Raw genomic sequence first — 17,755 nt, forward strand, 5'->3', positions numbered from 1 at the left:
TGCTTGTCACTCGTTCGCCTGAACCTCCATCAGGGGCACAGAGTCGAGCGTGCTGACTAGCCCTCTGACGTCTTGCCACCCGAACGAGTGGAACCCGCTGTCGCACCGGCCTTCACGCCCCCCGCGCCCTGGCCGCCGACCCCGGGCTTTCCGCCACCCGAAGGCGCCTCGAATGATTCCAACGCCTCAAGAACGTCCTGGACACGGGAGATCTCCGCCTGAATGTCCTCGCGCCTGCGCACGAGTACCTCCAGCTCGCGCCGGCCCTCCTCGACGAGCCGCGCGGCCTCCGCCGTCGCCTCCGCGAGAGCCCCCTCGGCGGCCCGGACCAGCTCGGCCTTCTTCTGCTCGGCCTCCTTGAGCAGCGCCTCCGCCTTGCGCACCGCGGCGATGCGGACCTTGCTCGCCTCGCTGCTCGCGTCCGACACCAGCTCCTTGGCCTTCGCGTCGGCCTCGATGCTCTGCTCGGTCGCCGCCCGCACCAGCTTGTCCACGCGCTCGCCGGCCGACTTCATCTGCTCGGCCGACTCCCGGCGGGCCCGCTGGTGCAGCTCCTCGACCTCCGCCTCGACGCGGCCGCGCAGCTCCTCCGCCCGTTCCCTTATGGCCGCCGCGTCGCTGCGCGCCCCGACCAGCAGTTCGTCCGCGTCCTGACGGGCCTTCTCCACCAGGGAGTTGCCCTCCACGGTCGCCTCCGAGGCGATCCGCGCGGCTTCCTTGCGCGCCGCGTCGACCATCGCGTCCGCCTGCTCCTCGGCCGCCGTCGTGGCGGCCAGGGCCTGCTTCTGCGCGTCCCCGGTGAGCTTCTCGGCTTCCGAGGAGGCCTCCGTGATGAGCCGGTCGACCTGGGTCGCGGCTTCGCTGCGGCGCTTGTTGGCCTCTTCGCGGGCCTCGTCCAGCACCCGCTCCGACTCGCTGCGCGCCTCGGCCCGGATCCGCTCCGCCTCGGTGGCGGCCTCGGCCTTGACCCGCTCGGCCTCGGACCGGGTACGGGTCGCGTGCTCCTGCGCCGAGGACAGCGCCTCGGAGGCCTCGGCCCGCAGCCGCTCGGCCTCGTTCGCCGCCTCGCCGACCGCGCGCTCGGTGTCCTTGCGGGTCTGCTCGGTGAGCCGGTCCGCCTCCGCGACGGCCTCGCCGACCAGGTGGTCCGCCTGCTCGGCGGCCTCCGTACGGATCCGGCCCGCCTCGGCGCGCGCCTCGTCCAGGGTCCGCTCGGACTCCCGCTCGGCGCTCGCCAGGGTCTCGTTCGCCGCGACCGTGACCCGGTCCGCCTCCGCGGTGGCCTCGCCGATGATCCGGCCGCCCTCCGCGCGGGCGTCGTCCAGGGTCCGCGCCGCCTCGGCGCGCATCCGGTCGGCCTCCGCCGCGGCCTCGCCGACGGTGGCCTCGTTGGCCGTGCGCGTCTCCTCGACGAGCCGGTCGCCCTCGGTGCGCGCGTCGATGAGGATCCCCGTCGCGTCCCGCTCGGCCCCGGCCAGGGTCTGCGCGGCCTGCGCCGTGAGCCGCTCCGCCTTCGCCTTCGCCGCGTCCAGGGCGGCGGCCGCCTCGGCCCGCAGCGCCTCGGCCGCGGCCGCGGCCTCACCGACCGTCAGCGCATTGGCCGCACGGGTCTCCTCGGTGTGCCGCTCGGCCTCGGTGGTGGCCTCGGAGATCAGCCGGTCCGCCTGCTCGGCCGCTTCCGTGCGCAGTCGGTTCGCCTCGGAGCGCGCCTCGTCCAGCGTGCCCGCGGCCTCGGTGCGGGTCGCCTCGGCGGCGGCCTCGGCCTCGGCCGTGAGCCGCGCCGCCTCCGCCGCCGCCTCGCCGATCGTGGCCTCGTTGGCCGCGCGGGTCTCCTCGCTGAGGCGCTCAGCCTCGGCCGTGGCCTCCGCGACGATCCGGCCGCCCTCGGCGCGCGCGGCCTCCAGGGCCTCCGCCGCCTCGCCGCGGATCCGGTTGGCGTCGTCCCGGGCGTCGGCCTTCGTACGGGCCGCGTCGCGCTCGGAGGCGGCCAGCGCGTCGGTGGCCTCCGTGCGCACCCGCTGCGCGTACTCGGCGGTGTCCGTGCGCAGTTGTTCGGCCTCGGCGATCGCGTCGCCGACCGTGCGCGCGGCAAGCTCCTTCGCCGCGTCCGTCTCGGTGCGCGCCTCGCTGCGGATCCGGTTGGCGTCCTCGGTGGCCCGCTCCCGCTCCGCGTACGCGTCGGCGCGGACCCGGCCGGACTCCTCCTCGGCCTCCGTCCTCGTACGCTCCGCCGCGTGTTCGGCCGCGCTGCGCAGCCCCGCGACCTCTTCCTCGGCCTGCTCGTGCAGTCCGGCCACGGCATCGCGCACCTGCTGGGCGGTGGCCTCGGCCGCCGCGACCACCTCGGACGCGCGCCGCTCGGCCTCCTCGGTCAGCCAGACCGCCTCGGCCGTGGCCTCCTCGGAACGCTTGCGGGCCTGGGCGAGGAGCTCCTCGCTCTCCTCCCGGGCCTGCGCCCGCTCGCTCTCCGCGTCCGTGCGCGCCGAAGCCAGGGTCTCCTCGGCCTCCCGGCGACGCCGGGCGGCCTCCTCCTGGGCAGCGGCCAGCGCCTCGGCGGCCTCCTGCGCGACCCGCTCGGCGGCGGCCTTGGCCTCCGCGCGCAGCCGGTCCGCGGTCTCCTGCGCCTCGGAGCGAAGCCGCTCGGCCTCGGCCTCCGCCTCGCCGGTCAGCCGCACCGCGGCCTGCTCGGCCTCCGCGCGGGCCCGGCCCGCGTCCTCGGCGGCGTCGGTGCGGAGCTGCTCGGCCTCCGCCTCCGACTGCGCCTGCAGCGCGCGGATCCGCTCCGCCGACTCGGCGCGCAGCCGGTCGCTCTCCTCGGTGGTCTCCTTGCGGATGTTCTCGGCGGCCGCCCGGGCGTCGCGCAGCGTCTGCTCGGCGGTCGCCAGGCGCCCCTCGGCGTCGGTGTGCAGCCGGACGAGCTCCTCGTCGGCCTCGGCCCGCTTCGCCGCCAGTGCCCGCTCGGTCTCCTCGCGCCGCACGGCCGCCGCGGCGTCCGCCTCGGCCCGTACGGACTCCGCCTGCTCCTCGGCCTCGGCGCGCAGCCGCTCGGCCTCGGCGCGGGTCCGCTCCAGGGTCTCCTCGGCCTGCTTGCGCAGGGTGGTGGCACGCTCGACGGCCTCGCCGCGGACCCGTTCGCTCTCGGCGTTCGCTCCGGAGCGCACCTCGTCGGCGTCGGCCCGGGACTTGCCCAGCAGTTCCTCGGCGGTGCGGGCCGCCTCCTCGATCTGCTGGACCGCCTCGCGGCGGGCCTCGCCGCGGATCCGCTCGCCCTCGGCGACGGCCTCCGCGCGGAGCTGCTCGGCCTCGCCGCGCAGCCGGCGGGCCTCCTCCTGGAGCTCGACCGTACGGGCCCGGTACTCCTCCGTGTCGTCCTTCGCGGCACCCTTGAGCTCATCGGCCGTGGTCGCGGCCTGGGCGCGCAGCCGCTCGGCCTCCGCCTCGGCCTCGCCGCGGATCCGCTCGGCCTCCTCGGACGCCGCCCGGGTGGTGGCGCGGGCGTCCTCCGAGGCCTTGTTCAGTACTTCCTCGGCGGTGCGGGCCGCCTTCGCGAGCTGGGCCGCCGTGTCCTCGGCCGCCGCGGTACGGGCCTGCTCGCCCGCCTCGGCGCGCAGCCGCTCGGTCTGCGCGCGGGCGTCGGCGAGCGCCTGCTCGGCCTCGGCCTTGAGGGTCTCGGCCTCCTTGTTGGCCTGGCCGACCAGGCGGGCCACCTGCTCCTTGGCCGTACGGGTGCGCTGCTCGTTGACGGATTCCGCCGAGGCGAGCTGCCGTGCGGCGCTCTCCTTGGCCTCCGCCAGCAGCTTCTCCGCCGCGGCGCGCGCCTCGCGCAGGGCCGCTTCCGCCTCCTGGGCGCGCTGCTCGGCGACCCGGCCCAGGTCCATCGTCTGGCGGCGGGTCTGCTCGGCTTCGGCGGAGGTGGTGGAGCGCAGCCGCTCCGCGTGCTCGGTGGCCTCCTGGGCCTGCGCGGAGGCGGCGGTCAGCAGCCGCTCGGCCTCCTTGCGGGCGCGCAGCAGCGTCGACTCGGCCTCGGCGCGGGCGGATTCGTTCTCGGAGGCGAGCCGGCGGGTGGCCTCCGAGGCGACCCGGGCGGCCTCGGCGCGCGCGGCGTTCAGGGTCTGCTCGGCCTCGACGCGGGACTCGTCCATGAGCCGGCGGGCCTGCGCCTCGGTGCGGGCGCGCAACTGCTCGGCCCAGGCCACGTTCTCGTTGACGTGGGCTTCCACCGTCTGGCGGCGCTCGCTCAGCTCCTGGTCCAGGCGCTGGCGGCGGTTGACGGCCTCGGCGTGCAGTTCGGCCTGGAGGCGCGCCTGGTGCTCGGCGTGCTCCTGGAGGATGCGCTGCGTCTGCGCCCGTACGTCGCGCAGTTCGCGCTCGGCGTCGGACCGCATCTGGTCGGCCTGGATCTGGGCATTGCGGAGCAGCTGCTCCGCCTGGTACCCCATGTCCGCGCCGTCGTAGGCGGGGCGGGACGCCAGGTTGCGGCGTACCTCGTGGAGCTTGGCGCGCAGCACCTCGACCTGGTACCCCAGGTCATCGGCGTGCTGGACGGCCTTCCCGCGTTCCTTCTTCAGCCGCTCCATCTCGGCTTCGAAGCGCGAGAGATGGTCGGCCTCGGCCTGATGGCTCTCCTGGCTTTCGTAGCCCCGCACAGCGCGGTCCCATCCGTCCCCTGGTCGCAAGCTCACTACCGAATGAGCACCGTCCGCCCGCTGAACGACGCCCCCGGGGAATGGTGTCAGATCCCGGGTCGGGCGATGCAGGCCCGACCCCGTCTCCGCACCGAACCCCGGCCGAGCCAAAGCCACTCTACCGGCCGGGGAAACGGGACATCAGTGCCCTCGTCCCGGAACCCCGGCGATCTGGCCTTGCGGAGATTCTCTCTTCGGGTCCGCGGAGTGCTGATTTGCGGTGTTCGCATGCATGTGTCCGGGCTGGAACTGCCGTCGTCGACGTCTACGGACCGGCCCCGGCGAAGCGGGGGCCCGTCACCGGCCCCTGTCATTCCGCAATCGCGGGTGGCTGGACGCGTACGGCGCACCACGGCCGGTGGTGCGCCGTAACGCAAGCCCGTCAGTGCCCGGCGGTCGACTGGTCGGGGTTGCTCGTGACCAGTTCGGTGAGGACGCCGTGGCAGTCCTTGGGGTGCAGGAAGGTGATCGAGGAGCCCATCGAGCCGGTGCGGGGCTGGTCGTAGAGGACCCGGACGCCCTTGCCGCGGATGGCCTCCGAGTCGCCCTGGACGTCCTCGGTGCCGAAGGCGATGTGGTGGACGCCCTCGCCGTTCTTGGCGAGCCACTTGCCGACCGCGGAGTCCTCGCGGGTGGGCTCCAGGAGCTGGAGGTAGGAGGCTCCGCCGTCGGAGGTCTCGTTGATCTTCAGCATGGCCTCGCGGACGCCCTGTTCCTCGTTGACCTCGGAGTGGAACACCTCGAAGCCGTACGTGGCACGGTAGAACTCAACCGTCTTGTCCAGGTCGAAGCAGGCGATCCCGATGTGGTCGATTCTTGTCAGCATGGACACAGTGCAGCGCTACCGGAGCCGGTTACGCAACGTGCGCGCGATCACACTGGCGGGCCGGTGACGGCACGGGTACCGCTCAGTACATTCGGGTAAACCCTCGTTCACTCCTCATCTCAAGGGGCTGTGCTCCATGTCCGGAACGAACAACACCACGTCAGTGATCGTCGCCGGGGCCCGCACGCCCATGGGGCGACTGCTCGGCTCGCTGAAGTCCTTCTCGGGTGCCGACCTCGGCGGCTTCGCCATCAAGTCCGCGCTGGAACGGGCCGGCATCTCCGGCGACCAGGTCCAGTACGTGATCATGGGCCAGGTCCTCCAGGCCGGCGCGGGCCAGATTCCCGCCCGCCAGGCCGCCGTCAAGGGCGGGATCCCCATGAACGTGCCCGCGCTCACGATCAACAAGGTGTGCCTGTCGGGTCTCGACGCCATCGCGCTGGCCGACCAGCTCATCCGCGCCGGGGAGTTCGACATCGTGGTGGCGGGCGGTCAGGAGTCCATGACCAACGCCCCGCACCTGCTGCCGAAGTCCCGCGAGGGATTCAAGTACGGCGCCATCGAGATGCTCGACGCGATGGCCTACGACGGTCTCACCGACGCCTTCGAGAACATTCCGATGGGCCTGTCCACCGAGACGCACAACGGCCGCCTCGGCATCGAGCGGGCCCCCCAGGACGCGTTCGCGGCCACCTCCCACCAGCGCGCCGCGGCCGCGCAGAAGAACGGCGTCTTCGAGGCCGAGATCACCCCGGTCGAGATCCCGCAGCGCAAGGGCGAGCCGGTGGTGTTCTCGCAGGACGAGGGCATCCGGGCGGAGACCACGGTCGAGTCCCTCGGTAAGCTGCGTCCGGCCTTCGCCAAGGACGGCACCATCACCGCCGGCACCTCCTCGCAGATCAGCGACGGTGCGGCCGCCGTGGTCGTGATGAGCAAGGCCAAGGCCGAGGAGCTGGGCCTGGAGTGGCTCGCCGAGATCGGCGCCCACGGCAATGTGGCGGGCCCGGACAACTCGCTCCAGTCGCAGCCCTCCAACGCGATCCTGCACGCCCTGAAGAAGGAGGGCCTCGGCGTCGAGGACCTCGACCTCATCGAGATCAACGAGGCCTTCGCGGCGGTCGCCGTGCAGTCGATGAAGGACCTCGGCGTGACCCCGGAAAAGGTGAACGTCAACGGCGGCGCCATCGCCCTGGGCCACCCGATCGGGATGTCCGGCGCCCGCGTGGTGCTGCACCTGGCACTGGAGCTCAAGCGCCGCGGCGGCGGGGTCGGCGCGGCCGCCCTGTGCGGCGGCGGCGGCCAGGGCGACGCCCTGATCGTCCGCGTCCCGTAGTGGGCGGGCGGCCGGCGGCCGCCCGCACCCCTGCCCGTACGAGACCCGCGGGACCCGCGGGACCCGCGTGAACGAAGGAGCGCAGCAAGAATGACGGCGGTGGACGTCCCCCAGCTGGTGGCCCAGGCCCGTGAGGGCAGGCCCCGAGCGGTCGCCCGGCTGATCTCGCTGGTCGAGGGGGCGTCCCCGCAGCTGCGCGAGGTGATGGCGGCGCTGGCGCCGCTCACGGGCAACGCGTACGTGGTGGGCCTCACCGGCTCCCCGGGCGTCGGCAAGTCCACGACCACCTCGGCGCTGGTCTCCGCCTACCGGCAGGCCGGCAAGCGGGTCGGCGTCCTGGCCGTCGACCCGTCCTCGCCGTTCAGCGGGGGCGCGCTGCTCGGGGACCGGGTGCGCATGTCGGACCACGCGTCCGACCCGGGGGTGTACATCCGCTCCATGGCCACCCGCGGCCACCTGGGCGGACTCGCCTGGGCCGCCCCGCAGGCGATCCGGGTGCTGGACGCGGCCGGCTGCGAGGTGATCCTGGTCGAGACCGTCGGGGTCGGGCAGTCGGAGGTGGAGATCGCGGCGCAGGCCGACACCTCGGTGGTGCTGCTGGCTCCCGGAATGGGTGACGGGATCCAGGCCGCGAAGGCGGGCATCCTGGAGATCGGCGACGTCTACGTCGTGAACAAGGCCGACCGGGACGGCGCGGACGCCACCGCCCGGGAGCTGAACCACATGCTGAGCCTGGGGGAGTCCCGGGGCAAGGGCGACTGGCGGCCGCCGATCGTGAAGACGGTCGCGGCACGCGGTACGGGCATCGACGAGCTGGTAGAGGCGCTGGAGAAGCACCGGGCGTGGATGGACGAGCGCGGGGTGCTGGCGCAGCGGCGTACGGCCCGGGCCGCGCGCGAGGTGGAAACCATCGCGATCACCGCGCTGCGGGCCCGGCTGGCCGACGTGCACGGCGACGCCCACCTGGAGGCGCTGGCCGCGCGGGTCGCGCTGGGCGAGCTGGATCCGTACGCGGCTTCGGACGCGCTGCTCGCGACCCTGACGGAACCGACGGAACCGGATGCGGAGCCCGCGGGCCGGTCATAGACTGGCGAACGCCCGGAATGCCCCAACGCAGGGAGGTTTCATGGCGAAGCGCGGCAACAAGAAGCGTGCCCGCAAGAAGAAGAAGGCCAACCACGGAAAGCGTCCCAACTCCTGACCGTGAGCACTGACCACATACGGAAGCCGCACCCCGTCCGCGGGGTGCGGCTTCCGTATGTGGTCTTCCGTCCGGGGAACGACGGGGCTCAGTTGTTCCCGTTCCCGTTCCCGTTCCCGTCCCCGCCCCCGTCGTCGTTCTCGTCCGAGTCGGACGAGACCACCCTGGCCGTGGCGGTGTCCACGTGGACGTTCTGGGTCTTTCCGTCGGTCGTCTTGACCTCGACGTTCCAGGTGGCGGCGCGACCGTTGTCGTCGTCCCACTCCACGGACCAGACCTTGCCGGGGTGGGCGGCCACGGCCGTCTTCATCGCCTGCGCGGCGGTCACCTTGGCGGCGAGCAGCGCGGCGTAGTCGTCGGCCTGCTGTTCGTCGTCCTGGTTCTCCTTGGTGACGCTGCCGCTCGCGGCGTCCACCTCAAGCTCCGAGTGGGTGCCGTCCTTGCTGACGACGTCCACGTGCCAGACCGCGCCGTCACGGTCCAGGGACTCGATGACACCGGGGTTGGCCTTCAGGGCCGCCGCGGCCGCGGCCTCGGCGGTCACATCGACGCGTGCGGCCGTGGCCGCGGTCAGGATGCTCGGGGTGGCGGCAGTGGCGGTGGCCGCGGCGGCCACCGGGCCTCCCAGTGCCAGGACCACGGCCGCGGCCGCGGAAACGTACGTGTTGCGCTGCATGACGGGACCTCCTCAGGCCGGCCACGTGCGCCTACGGTCGCTCGGCGGGGCCGGCAGCGAGTGCGTAGTCACCATTGTCCGGTGACCCGCCGCGAAGGGCACGCCGAGCGACCGGGGGCTCAGGCCTTGCCGCGGCCCGCGCGCAGGTGCTCGGCGACCGGATTGAGCGCGGCGCGCAGCGCGGCGATGGCGTCCGGCGGGAGCAGGTCGATGAAGTGCCGGCGGACGGACGCCACGTGGTGCGGGGCGACCTTGCGCATCGTCTCCATGCCCTCGGGCGTGAGCACGGCGTAGAGCCCGCGGCGGTCGGACTCGCAGTTCACGCGGCGGACGAGGCCCGCCGATTCCATGCGGGTGATCTGGTGGGAGAGCCGGCTCTTGGACTGCAGCGTCGACGTCGCGAGATCGCTCATCCGCATCCGGTGTTCCTCTGCTTCGGAGAGGTTCACGAGGATCTCGTAGTCGTTGTTGGTGAGCCCGAACGGCTGGAGGTCCTTCTCCAGCTGGTGCATCAGCAGTCTGCTGACGTCCAGGTGGGTGCGCCAAGCGCACTGTTCGGCGTCGTTCAGCCAGGGGGTGGCCGTCTCGGTCTCGATGGTCTCCATGAAAGAACTCTACCTAAGAAGTTGAAATGCGTACAAAAAGAGGAGTGAGAGGTTTCCTACAGTCCGAAGCGCCTCTGGAGATCACCCAGCTGCCCCGGCATCCGCGGTACGCCGCTCTGCCCCTGCGCACCCTGTCCGGGCACGCCCTGCGCGTTGCCGGTGGCCGCGCCGGCGCCCACGGTCCCGACCGCCTGCTCCGGCATCAGCAGCTCCGAGGACTGGAGCAGTACCGTACCCGCCCCCACGAACTCGAACTGGTGCTCCTCGCCCGAGGAGCCCCCGACGCCCGTCAGCGAGCGCAGGCCGCCGATCACGCCCGCCATGTACCCGTGGTCGTAGTGGTGGCAGGGGGACGGGCAGTCCGCCCACCCCACCAGCGCCTGCGGGTCCACGCGCAGCGGCGGCTCCATGAACACCACCGGACCGCTGGAGGCCGCCACGAACTTCCCGGTCCCGATCAGGGTGAGGAAGCCCGGGACGATCGACTGCTTCAGCGCGAGCGAGGGCTGGTAGGCGAGCAGGTTGCCCGAGCGGATGGTCAGGTTGCCGTTGTCCAGATCGTACGAGTTCACGTCGAAGGCCCGGTCGGCCAGCAGCATCTTGCCCTGGCCCTCCGCCACCACCCAGTCGCTCGCGTGCAGCGGCGAGTGGAAGCTGGTGCGCAGCAGCCGGTCGAACCGGCCGTGACCGATGCCGTTGAACTCGATGCGCCCGTAGTAGGCGATCATCTTGCCCTTCTGCAGGAACCACTGGCTCCCCTTGAGCTCCACGCAGAAGGTGTAGGCGTTGACGTTGTCGTCGGACGGCAGGGTGTACGGGTCGAAGACGGTCGGACCTCCCGGTCCGCCGGTCACGGGACCGAAGTTCACAGTTTTTCCTCCGAGGCCTGTACGTACACCGCGCCCTGACCGGACAGCTCCAGCTGGAACGCCTCGCCCGAGCCGCGGCCGACCATGTCCCGCCAGCCCAGCGCCGTGGACAGCTTGTTGCGGACCTCGCCGTGGTGGGCGACGTACGCCTGCGGGTCGACGTGGATCGGGCGGTTCGGGTGGATCGGCAGCTCGATGACCCCGCCGTGGGCCATCACGGCCACCGAGCCGTGGCCCTTGAGGGTGGTGGTGAACAGGCCCTGGCCGGTCACCTGGCCGCGGACCATGCCCATGACCCCGCCCTGCGCGCCCATGAACATCGTGCCCTGCTGCAGGGTGCCGTCGAAGGCGAGCAGCCGGTCGGCCTCCACGTAGAGCGTCTCGCCGGTGAGGCTGATGACCTGGATGTGGTGGCCGCCGTGGCCGAACATCACGGTGCCGCTGCCCTCGACCTCCATCAGCGGGGTCTGCTCGTTCGCCACCCGGCGCCCGATCATGCCCGTCACGCCGCCCTGGCCGCCGGTCAGGCTCGGGGTGAAGGAGACGTCACCGCGGTAGGCGAGCATGGCGCCGCGCTGGCTGTACATCTTCTGCCCCGGTACGACCTGGGCCTCGACCATCTTCGAGTTGATCTCGCGGAACGGCATCAGACGTCGCCCCCGATGGTGTTGCGCTCGCTGGGCTGCACGTACACCAGGCCCTCGCCCTCGAAGCGGATCTGGAACGCCTCGCCGGAGCCCTCGCCGATCAGCGTGCGGAAGTTCACACCGGACTGGAAGGACTGCTGGAGGTTGCCGGTGTGCGCGATGTACGCCCCCGGGTCCACGGAGAGCGGGTACTGGGCGCTGACGCGCAGCACCACCGCCGGGCCGTCGGACACGATCGCCGCCTGCCCGCTGCCCTCGACGGTCGTGGTGAACAGGCCGTTGCCCGTCGAAGCGCCGCGCAGGCCGGTGAAGGTGGTGCCGGTGCGCAGGCCGGCATCGGTGCACAGCAGGTTGCTGGACTCGACGTACAGCTTCTCGCCGCGCAGATTGACCAGATTGATCTCACTGGCGCGGTCGGCGAAGAAGCAGGTGCCGTGCCCCTGCACTTCCATCACGGTCATCTGCTCGCCGGTGAGCCGCCGGGTCACCATTCCGCGGAGGCCTTCGCCGCCGCCGGTCATCTTCTTGAAGGCCATCTGGCCGTCGTACGCGACCATGGCGCCGTTCTTCGCTTTCACGGCGTCCCCGGTCAGGTCGACGGCGAGCACCTTGCTGCCTTGGAGTCGGAACTGAGCCACGGGAAGACGTTATCCGCAGCGGGCGGCACCGAACAGGGCCCGTTGGCCGATATCCGCCGGGCCGGGCCCCGCGCCAAGATCGCCCGGGGCGGCTGAGACACTGGGACGGACCCCCGGCATCCACCCCGAAGGTTCCACGTGGACATCAAGACCGCTTCCGCCCTGCACCGGCTGCGCCTCATCTCCGTACCGGAGGCGCTCTCGTTCCCGGCGCTGCTGATCTTCGGCTCGGTGCTGAGCCGGATCTCGGACATCGACTACCTGATGATGCCGCTCGGCATCATCCACGGGATCCTGTTCGTCATCTACGCCGTCTTCCTGCTGGACGTCTGGCACAAGGCGAAGTGGCCCCTGAAGAAGGTCGCGCTGTTCTTCCTGCTGGCCCTGGTCCCCTTCGGCGGGCTCTACGGCGACCGGCTGCTCAAGCGCGACGAATCGGCCGGCGTGCTCGCCGCCCGCGCCCGCGAGGCGGCCCGCGCATGATGATCGCGTTCTCGGTGACCCCGCTGGGCGTCGGCGAGGAGGTCGGCGAGTACGTGGCCGACGCGGTCCGCGTCGTCCGAGCATCGGGGCTGCCGAACCACACGGACGCCATGTTCACCACCATCGAGGGGGAGTGGGACGAGTTGATGGACGTGGTCAAGCGCGCGGTGGCCGCGGTGGAGGCGCGTGCGCCCCGGGTCTCCTTCATCCTCAAGGCCGACATCCGCCCCGGCGTCACGGACGGCATGACGTCGAAGATGGAAACGGTGGAACGCCACCTCGCCGGAGGCTGACCGGACCGCGAGACCCGTCGGCTCACACGGCCCGTCGGCTCACACGGCGTGGACGTGGACGTCGGACGGATTGAGTACCGACAGGTACGCGGTGATGTCCTCGGGGTCGCTGGTGAAGATCACGGCGCTGCCGTGCTTCGCGGCGGCCAGGGCCACGGCGGCGTCCACTGCGTCCGGCCGTTTCTTCGGGGGGAGTTCGGCCTCCCCCAGGGCGGTGCCGACCCGCCGCCAGTCCGCCAGGTCGAAGGCCGTCGCGCAGGCTACGCACTCCGGACGGCCCGCCCTGGTCTCGCGCATCGGCGGGGCCGAAGTCCGTGCCTGTGGCACGGTGCAGTCCCTGAGCACCGTGGCCAGCGCATGGACCAGTGCCGGGCGGGGGCGCCACACCTGTGCCAGCACCGGACCGAGGACGAGAGCCCGGTGCGGGGTCTCCTTCAGGGCTTCGTGCAGGTGGACCGCCTTGGCCTTGCGGTCGGCGAGAGCGATCAGCATCCCGGTGTCGTATACGGGGACCCTCCCCGCGGTCACGCGGCTTTTCCGGGGCGCGTCCCGGATCGGTCCGCCCCGTAGACGAGACCGAGGGCGGCTTCGACCTCCCGCCGCTCCTGCTCCGTCAGTTCCGGGACGGCCGCGTCCGCCTGCGGTGCGTTAGCGGCCTCGGCTTCGGCCGCCGCGATCAAGGCGTCCACGTCCGCGAACTGCGCCTCTATGGCCTCGGTCTCAGCCATCTGTCGTGTCGCGGCGTGCACGAGGTACGCGGAGACGTCCAGGCCGGCGTGCTCGGCGTACCGCCTGATGCGCTCGGCCTGGTCCTGCTCGAGGCTGATGCTGATCCTGGTTTTGGCCACAGCCGTAGTGTATTACGCGTATTACGCCCAGGCCAGGCGTGGCAGACTTCGGGCGCATGACCGAATCCATGATCAAACACGCCGTCCCCTACTACTCCCAGTGGGAGTCCGCCGCGCTGGTGCCGGAGTTCGTCGCGGGGGCCGACGCGGCCCGGGATCCGCTGTGGGCCGGGTCGGGGGCCGACTCCCCCGAGGAGTACGCCTTCTGGGCGCCCCGCATGTGCGGAGTGGCCTGCCTGCGCATGGTGCTGGGGAGCCTGGGGCTCCCGGTGCCGCCCTCGGTGGAGCTGGTGAAGGAGCTCTGCGGGGCCGGGGCGTACGTGCGGGACGGGGACGCGGTGAAGGGGCTGATCTACCAGCCGTTCGCCGAGTACGTCACCGCCCGCTGGGGCCTGGAGGCCCGCTCGGCGCCCGTACTGGACCACCGGACCGTCCGGGACGCGCTCGCCGGGGGCGGGGTGGCGATGCTCTCGGTCCATTGGGCGATCCGCACCCTGACGCCCGTCGTGGAGGCCAGGGGCGGCCACCTGGTGCTCGCCGTCGGGGCCACCGAGGACGCCGTCCTGGTGCACAATCCCTCCGGCTTCCCCGACGGTTCCCAGCAGTACGCGCCCGTCCCCTGGGCCGACCTGGACCGCTTCTACGCCGGGCGCGGCATCCTGCTCGGCGGCCCGGCCGGCTGAGGGGCGCGCCGGGGCCCCTCGTCGCCGCATCCCGGTGCGATCACCCGTTCGGCCCTGTCCGGCGGGGCACGGAACGGAATCGCCCGGGTGGGTGCACCCCGTTCGACAGGCCGAGGCGTCTCCCCTTTCGTTGGGATACGTACCTCGGTTTCGAGCGCTGGAGGAAACCGTGCGTCAGGAAACCTTCGACTACGAGACCCACAGCCGGCTGGCCGGTCCCTGTGAGGAGCCGGATCCCGCCGTCGCCTACCGGGTGAGGTACCGCTCCCTCCTGGCGCGCGAGGACCTCAGGACCCGAATACGGGCCGTCGCGCTCATGACGCTCGCCCCCGTCGCCGCCACCGGGCTGATGCTCTACCTCGTCTGGCCCACGCACCGGACCGTCCGGGAGGGCGGCGAGGACTGGCTGGTGCGGCTCGACGCCGTGATGCTCGGATCCGTCGCCCTGATCATGCTCTTCATGGTGGTCAACGTGATCTCGATCGCGCACGCCACGCTGGTCGCCCGGGACCCCGTCCCCGTCCCCGCCGAGTCCGGCACCCGCGTCGCCTTCCTCACCACCTACGTCCCCGGCAAGGAACCGCTGTCCATGGCGGCCGCCACCCTGCGCGGTGCCGTGGCCGTCCGCCACGACGGGCCGCTCGACGTCTGGCTCCTCGACGAGGGCGACGACTCCGGGGCCAGGGAGCTGTGCGCGGAGCTCGGCGTGCGCCACTTCACCCGCAAGGGCGTCGCCGAATGGAACACGGCCGAGGGGTCCCACCGGGCGAGGACCAAGCACGGCAACTACAACGCCTGGCTCGCCCGGCACGGCGCGGACTACGACTACTTCGCCTCCGTGGACACCGACCACGTGCCGCTCCCGCAGTACCTGGAGCGGATGCTCGGCTTCTTCCGCGACCCCGACATCGCCTTCGTCGTCGGCCCGCAGGTCTACGGCAACTACACCGCCTCGGTCACCAAGGCCGCCGAGTCCCAGCAGTACCTCTTCCACGCGCTGATCCAGCGCGCGGGCAACCGCTACGGCGCCCCCATGTTCGTCGGCACCAACAACGCCGTCCGGATCAGCGCCCTGCGCCAGGTCGGCGGGCTCTACGACTCCCTCACCGAGGACATGGCCACCGGCTTCGAGCTGCACCGGAGCAGGAACCCCGGCACCGGCAGGTTCTGGCGTTCCGTCTACACCCCCGACGTGCTCGCCGTGGGGGAGGGGCCGAGCACCTGGACCGACTTCTTCACGCAGCAGCTGCGCTGGTCGAGGGGGACGTACGAGACGCTCCTGCGGCAGTACTGGCGGGGCTGCTTCCGGATGCCCCCGGGCCGCTGGCTCAACTACACCCTGATGCTCGTCTACTACCCGATGACCGCCGTCAACTGGCTCCTCGGAGTCCTCAGCTGCGTGCTGTTCCTGTGGTTCGGCGCCTCCGGCACCCAGGTCTCCTCCGAGATCTGGCTCATGCTCTACACCGACGCCGCCGCCCTCCAGGTCGGCCTGTACCTGTGGAACCGCCGCCACAACGTCTCGCCCCACGAGCCGGAGGGCTCCGGCGGACTCGCCGGCATGGCGATGTCGGCCGTCTGCGCACCGATCTACCTGATGTCGCTCGGCTCGGCGGTGCTGCGCACACGGGGAGGCTTCATCGTCACCCCCAAGGGCGGCACCGCCAGCCCCGACCGGCCCGCGACCTTCCGCGTCCACTTCTTCTGGGCCGCCGTCCTCCTCGTCTCCCTCGCGGCCTCCGTGCGCTACGAGCACACCCACGCGGCCATGCGCATCTGGGCGGTCCTCGCCCTGGCCGTCGCCCTCGCCCCGCCGGCCGTATGGGCCGTGACGGAGCTGCGCGCCCGTACGGCCCGGGCCGCGCCCGGCGGGGGACCCGAACCGGGCGAGGAGCCGGAGCAGGCACTCGCGACCACGCTGGGAGGGAACTGAGCCATGGACTACCGCCCTTCGAAGCAGTTCAAGAAGACGGCCCTGGGCGCCGGTGCAGTCGCCCTGCTGCTCGCGCTCAACGCGCCCGCCGCGCTCTCCTTCGCCGGGGACCGCTACCACTCGTACAAGATCGGGCACTCCAGCTACCGCATCCAGTACGGCTCGTGGGGGCTGACCGGCCTCCCCGAGGAGCACCGGATCAACGCCATGCACGCGGCGCTGCTGCACACCGGCAAGGTGCTGCTGATCGCCGGCTCCGGCAACGACCAGCGCAACTTCGACAAAGGCAGCTTCTCCACCGTCCTGTGGGACCCGGAGGACGACAGCTTCAAGAAGATCCCGACCCCGGAGGACTTCTTCTGCGCGGGCCACAGCCAACTCCCCGACGGCAAGCTCCTGGTGGCCGGCGGGACCGCGCGCTACGAGGTGCTCGACGGGGAGGTCACCCGGGCCGGCGGCCCCATGCGGGTCAAGAACGAGAGCCCCGACAAGGCGGTCCGGCTGGCGAAGGGCACCGTCTTCCGGTCCCCCTCCGGCGTCGAGTACGTGTCGAAGTTCGCCGTCACCGTCCCCAAGGCCACCCGGCGGTTCGAGATCGCCGACGGCAGCGGCGGACAGATGATGCCGTGGAAGACCGAGGTGGTCGCGGCCGAGGCGCGGGTCTTCGTGGAGGCGGTCCGGGAGGGCGCCGCGGGGCTGACGACCCAGGCCGCCCAGTACACGGTGGCCGGCCTCACCGGCAAGGACGCCGACAACGTCTACGGGCTCGCGGAGCGGCTCAGCGCCGACAAGCAGGACTTCCAGGGCATCAAGTCCGCCTACGAGTTCGACCCCCTGACGGAGAAGTACGTGAAGGTCGACCCGATGAAGGACGCCCGCTGGTACCCGACCCTGGTGGCGCTCCAGGACGGGCGGGTCCTCGCCGTGTCCGGGCTCAACGACGTCGGCGACGTCCTACCCGGCGACAACGAGTACTACGACCCGAAGACCAAGAAGTGGTCCAAGGGGCCCTTCCGCTACTTCCCGACCTACCCCGCCCTCTTCCTCACCCAGGGCGGAAAACTGCTCTACACCGGCTCCAACGCGGGCTACGGGCCCAAGGGCAAGGGGCGCGAGCCGGGCGTCTGGGACCTGGTCACCAACCAGTACCGGAAGATCGGCGGACTGGCCGACCCCGACCAGCTGGAGACCTCCTCGTCCGTACTGCTCCCCCCGGCGCAGGACCAGAAGGTGATGGTGCTCGGCGGCGGCGGAGTCGGCGAGTCCAGGCTGTCCACGGACCGCACGGCGGTCGTGGACCTCAAGGCGGAGGTGCCGGTCTTCCGGTCGACGGCCCGGCTGCCGCAGGGCGTGCGCTACCTCAACAGCGTGCTGCTCCCCGACGACTCCCTCTTCACCACGGGCGGCTCCGCCGACTACCGCGGCCGGGGTGCCAGCGACATCCGGAAGGCGCAGTTCTACTACCCGCGCACCGACACCTTCGTGGCCGCCGCGGCCCCGAGGGTCGGGCGCAACTACCACGCCGAGGCGCTGCTGCTGCCCGACGGGCGGGTGGCGACGTTCGGCTCCGACCCGCTCTTCGCGGACAAGGACAACACCAGGCTGGGCAGGTTCGAACACCGGCTGGAGGTGTACAGCCCGCCGTACCTGCACCGGGACCCGGCGCTGCGGCCGGTGCTCGGGGAGGGGCCCGAGCAGGTGGAGCTCGGCGGCTCCGCCACCTTCCGGGCGCCGGGGGCCGAGCGGATCGAGCGGGCCCGGCTGATGCGGCCGAGCGCGGTCACGCACACCACCGACGTGGAGCAGCGCTCGATCGAGCTCGGGCTGGAGAAGACGGCCGACGCGGTGACGGTCGCCGTGCCGGCGGACCCGACGCTGGTGCCGCCCGGCTGGTACATGCTGTTCGTGACGGACGCGGACGGGACCCCGTCGGTGGCGAAGTGGGTCCGGGTGCGGCCCGCCCCGGAGCCGGCGCCGCCGCAGCCGCCGTCGGCGGCCTCGCGGGACGGCTGGCTGAGCTAGGCCGGAGGCGCCG

The 17,755-nt window shown here is 72.2% G+C and carries 17 protein-coding genes; 8 read left to right on the forward strand and 9 right to left on the reverse strand.

Translation table 11 applies throughout. The annotated features are described in order from the left end of the window. Positions 1–56: 56 nt before the first annotated feature. A complete protein-coding gene (gene scy, locus AC6CKD_RS04350; RefSeq protein ID WP_498325204.1) occupies positions 57–4,646 on the reverse strand; it encodes a polarized growth protein Scy in 4,590 nt (1,529 codons plus the stop codon). 421 nt (positions 4,647–5,067) lie between these two features. Next, positions 5,068–5,511, reverse strand: a complete 444-nt coding sequence (mce, locus tag AC6CKD_RS04355) for a methylmalonyl-CoA epimerase (RefSeq protein WP_498325205.1) — start codon at positions 5,509–5,511, stop codon at positions 5,068–5,070. Between the two features lie 136 nt (positions 5,512–5,647). Here mce and AC6CKD_RS04360 point away from each other — a divergent pair, with 136 nt between their 5' ends. The 3 genes from AC6CKD_RS04360 (at position 5,648) to AC6CKD_RS04370 (ending at position 8,045) form a co-directional block, all read left to right on the forward strand. Continuing rightward, positions 5,648–6,844 carry an acetyl-CoA C-acetyltransferase gene (locus tag AC6CKD_RS04360; protein ID WP_478688067.1) on the forward strand — a complete coding sequence of 399 codons (1,197 nt, stop codon included), beginning with the start codon at positions 5,648–5,650 and terminating at the stop codon, positions 6,842–6,844. Positions 6,845–6,934: 90 nt separating this feature from the next. Then, on the forward strand, positions 6,935–7,930 hold the full coding sequence (gene meaB / locus AC6CKD_RS04365; RefSeq protein WP_498325207.1) for a methylmalonyl Co-A mutase-associated GTPase MeaB: 996 nt from the start codon (positions 6,935–6,937) through the stop codon (positions 7,928–7,930). A 40-nt stretch (positions 7,931–7,970) separates the two neighbouring features. Then, positions 7,971–8,045, forward strand: coding sequence for a 50S ribosomal protein bL37 (locus AC6CKD_RS04370; RefSeq protein ID WP_383947182.1), 75 nt, complete (start codon positions 7,971–7,973; stop codon positions 8,043–8,045). 88 nt (positions 8,046–8,133) lie between these two features. Here the strand turns inward: AC6CKD_RS04370 and AC6CKD_RS04375 are convergent, their stop codons facing one another. From AC6CKD_RS04375 to AC6CKD_RS04395, 5 genes are all read right to left on the reverse strand, one after another. After that, the gene (locus AC6CKD_RS04375) at positions 8,134–8,721 is read right to left on the reverse strand and encodes a PepSY domain-containing protein (RefSeq protein WP_498325208.1); all 588 of its coding nucleotides are present in this window, start codon (positions 8,719–8,721) and stop codon (positions 8,134–8,136) included. Between the two features lie 119 nt (positions 8,722–8,840). Next, positions 8,841–9,317, reverse strand: a complete 477-nt coding sequence (locus tag AC6CKD_RS04380; RefSeq protein ID WP_498325442.1) for a MarR family winged helix-turn-helix transcriptional regulator — start codon at positions 9,315–9,317, stop codon at positions 8,841–8,843. 65 nt (positions 9,318–9,382) lie between these two features. Beyond that, positions 9,383–10,195 (reverse strand): AIM24 family protein, encoded by an 813-nt coding sequence (locus AC6CKD_RS04385; protein ID WP_498325210.1) that lies wholly within the window; start codon positions 10,193–10,195, stop codon positions 9,383–9,385. Beyond that, complete coding sequence (locus tag AC6CKD_RS04390) at positions 10,192–10,842, reverse strand: AIM24 family protein (protein ID WP_498325211.1); 651 nt, start codon at positions 10,840–10,842, stop codon at positions 10,192–10,194. Before AC6CKD_RS04390 ends, AC6CKD_RS04385 begins: the two co-directional genes overlap by 4 nt. Next, positions 10,842–11,480, reverse strand: a complete 639-nt coding sequence (locus AC6CKD_RS04395) for an AIM24 family protein (RefSeq protein WP_478688064.1) — start codon at positions 11,478–11,480, stop codon at positions 10,842–10,844. The genes AC6CKD_RS04390 and AC6CKD_RS04395 overlap by 1 nt, the downstream gene beginning before the upstream one ends. Before the next feature lie 138 nt (positions 11,481–11,618). Between AC6CKD_RS04395 and AC6CKD_RS04400 the strand changes: the two genes are divergently transcribed. Together AC6CKD_RS04400 and AC6CKD_RS04405 are read left to right on the forward strand one after the other, a co-directional pair. Continuing rightward, on the forward strand, positions 11,619–11,963 hold the full coding sequence (locus AC6CKD_RS04400; RefSeq protein WP_498325213.1) for a DUF3817 domain-containing protein: 345 nt from the start codon (positions 11,619–11,621) through the stop codon (positions 11,961–11,963). Further along, entirely contained in the window at positions 11,960–12,256 is a 297-nt protein-coding gene (locus tag AC6CKD_RS04405) for an MTH1187 family thiamine-binding protein (protein ID WP_498325214.1), read from the forward strand. Before AC6CKD_RS04400 ends, AC6CKD_RS04405 begins: the two co-directional genes overlap by 4 nt. 39 nt (positions 12,257–12,295) lie before the next feature. On the opposite strand, the gene AC6CKD_RS04410 is transcribed toward AC6CKD_RS04405, so the two are convergent. After that, the gene (locus tag AC6CKD_RS04410; protein ID WP_498325215.1) at positions 12,296–12,748 is read right to left on the reverse strand and encodes a hypothetical protein; all 453 of its coding nucleotides are present in this window, start codon (positions 12,746–12,748) and stop codon (positions 12,296–12,298) included. Between the two features lie 32 nt (positions 12,749–12,780). After that, complete coding sequence (locus AC6CKD_RS04415) at positions 12,781–13,104, reverse strand: hypothetical protein (RefSeq protein WP_498325217.1); 324 nt, start codon at positions 13,102–13,104, stop codon at positions 12,781–12,783. Between the two features lie 56 nt (positions 13,105–13,160). Here AC6CKD_RS04415 and AC6CKD_RS04420 point away from each other — a divergent pair, with 56 nt between their 5' ends. The 3 genes from AC6CKD_RS04420 (at position 13,161) to glxA (ending at position 17,742) form a co-directional block, all read left to right on the forward strand. Then, positions 13,161–13,787, forward strand: coding sequence for a cysteine peptidase family C39 domain-containing protein (locus AC6CKD_RS04420; protein ID WP_498325218.1), 627 nt, complete (start codon positions 13,161–13,163; stop codon positions 13,785–13,787). 169 nt (positions 13,788–13,956) lie between these two features. Continuing rightward, positions 13,957–15,720 (forward strand): glycosyltransferase family 2 protein, encoded by a 1,764-nt coding sequence (locus AC6CKD_RS04425; RefSeq protein ID WP_498325219.1) that lies wholly within the window; start codon positions 13,957–13,959, stop codon positions 15,718–15,720. Between the two features lie 3 nt (positions 15,721–15,723). After that, positions 15,724–17,742 carry a radical copper oxidase GlxA gene (gene glxA / locus AC6CKD_RS04430; RefSeq protein ID WP_498325220.1) on the forward strand — a complete coding sequence of 673 codons (2,019 nt, stop codon included), beginning with the start codon at positions 15,724–15,726 and terminating at the stop codon, positions 17,740–17,742. Positions 17,743–17,755: the final 13 nt, after the last annotated feature.

Source organism: Streptomyces sp. GQ60, from assembly GCF_059758875.1.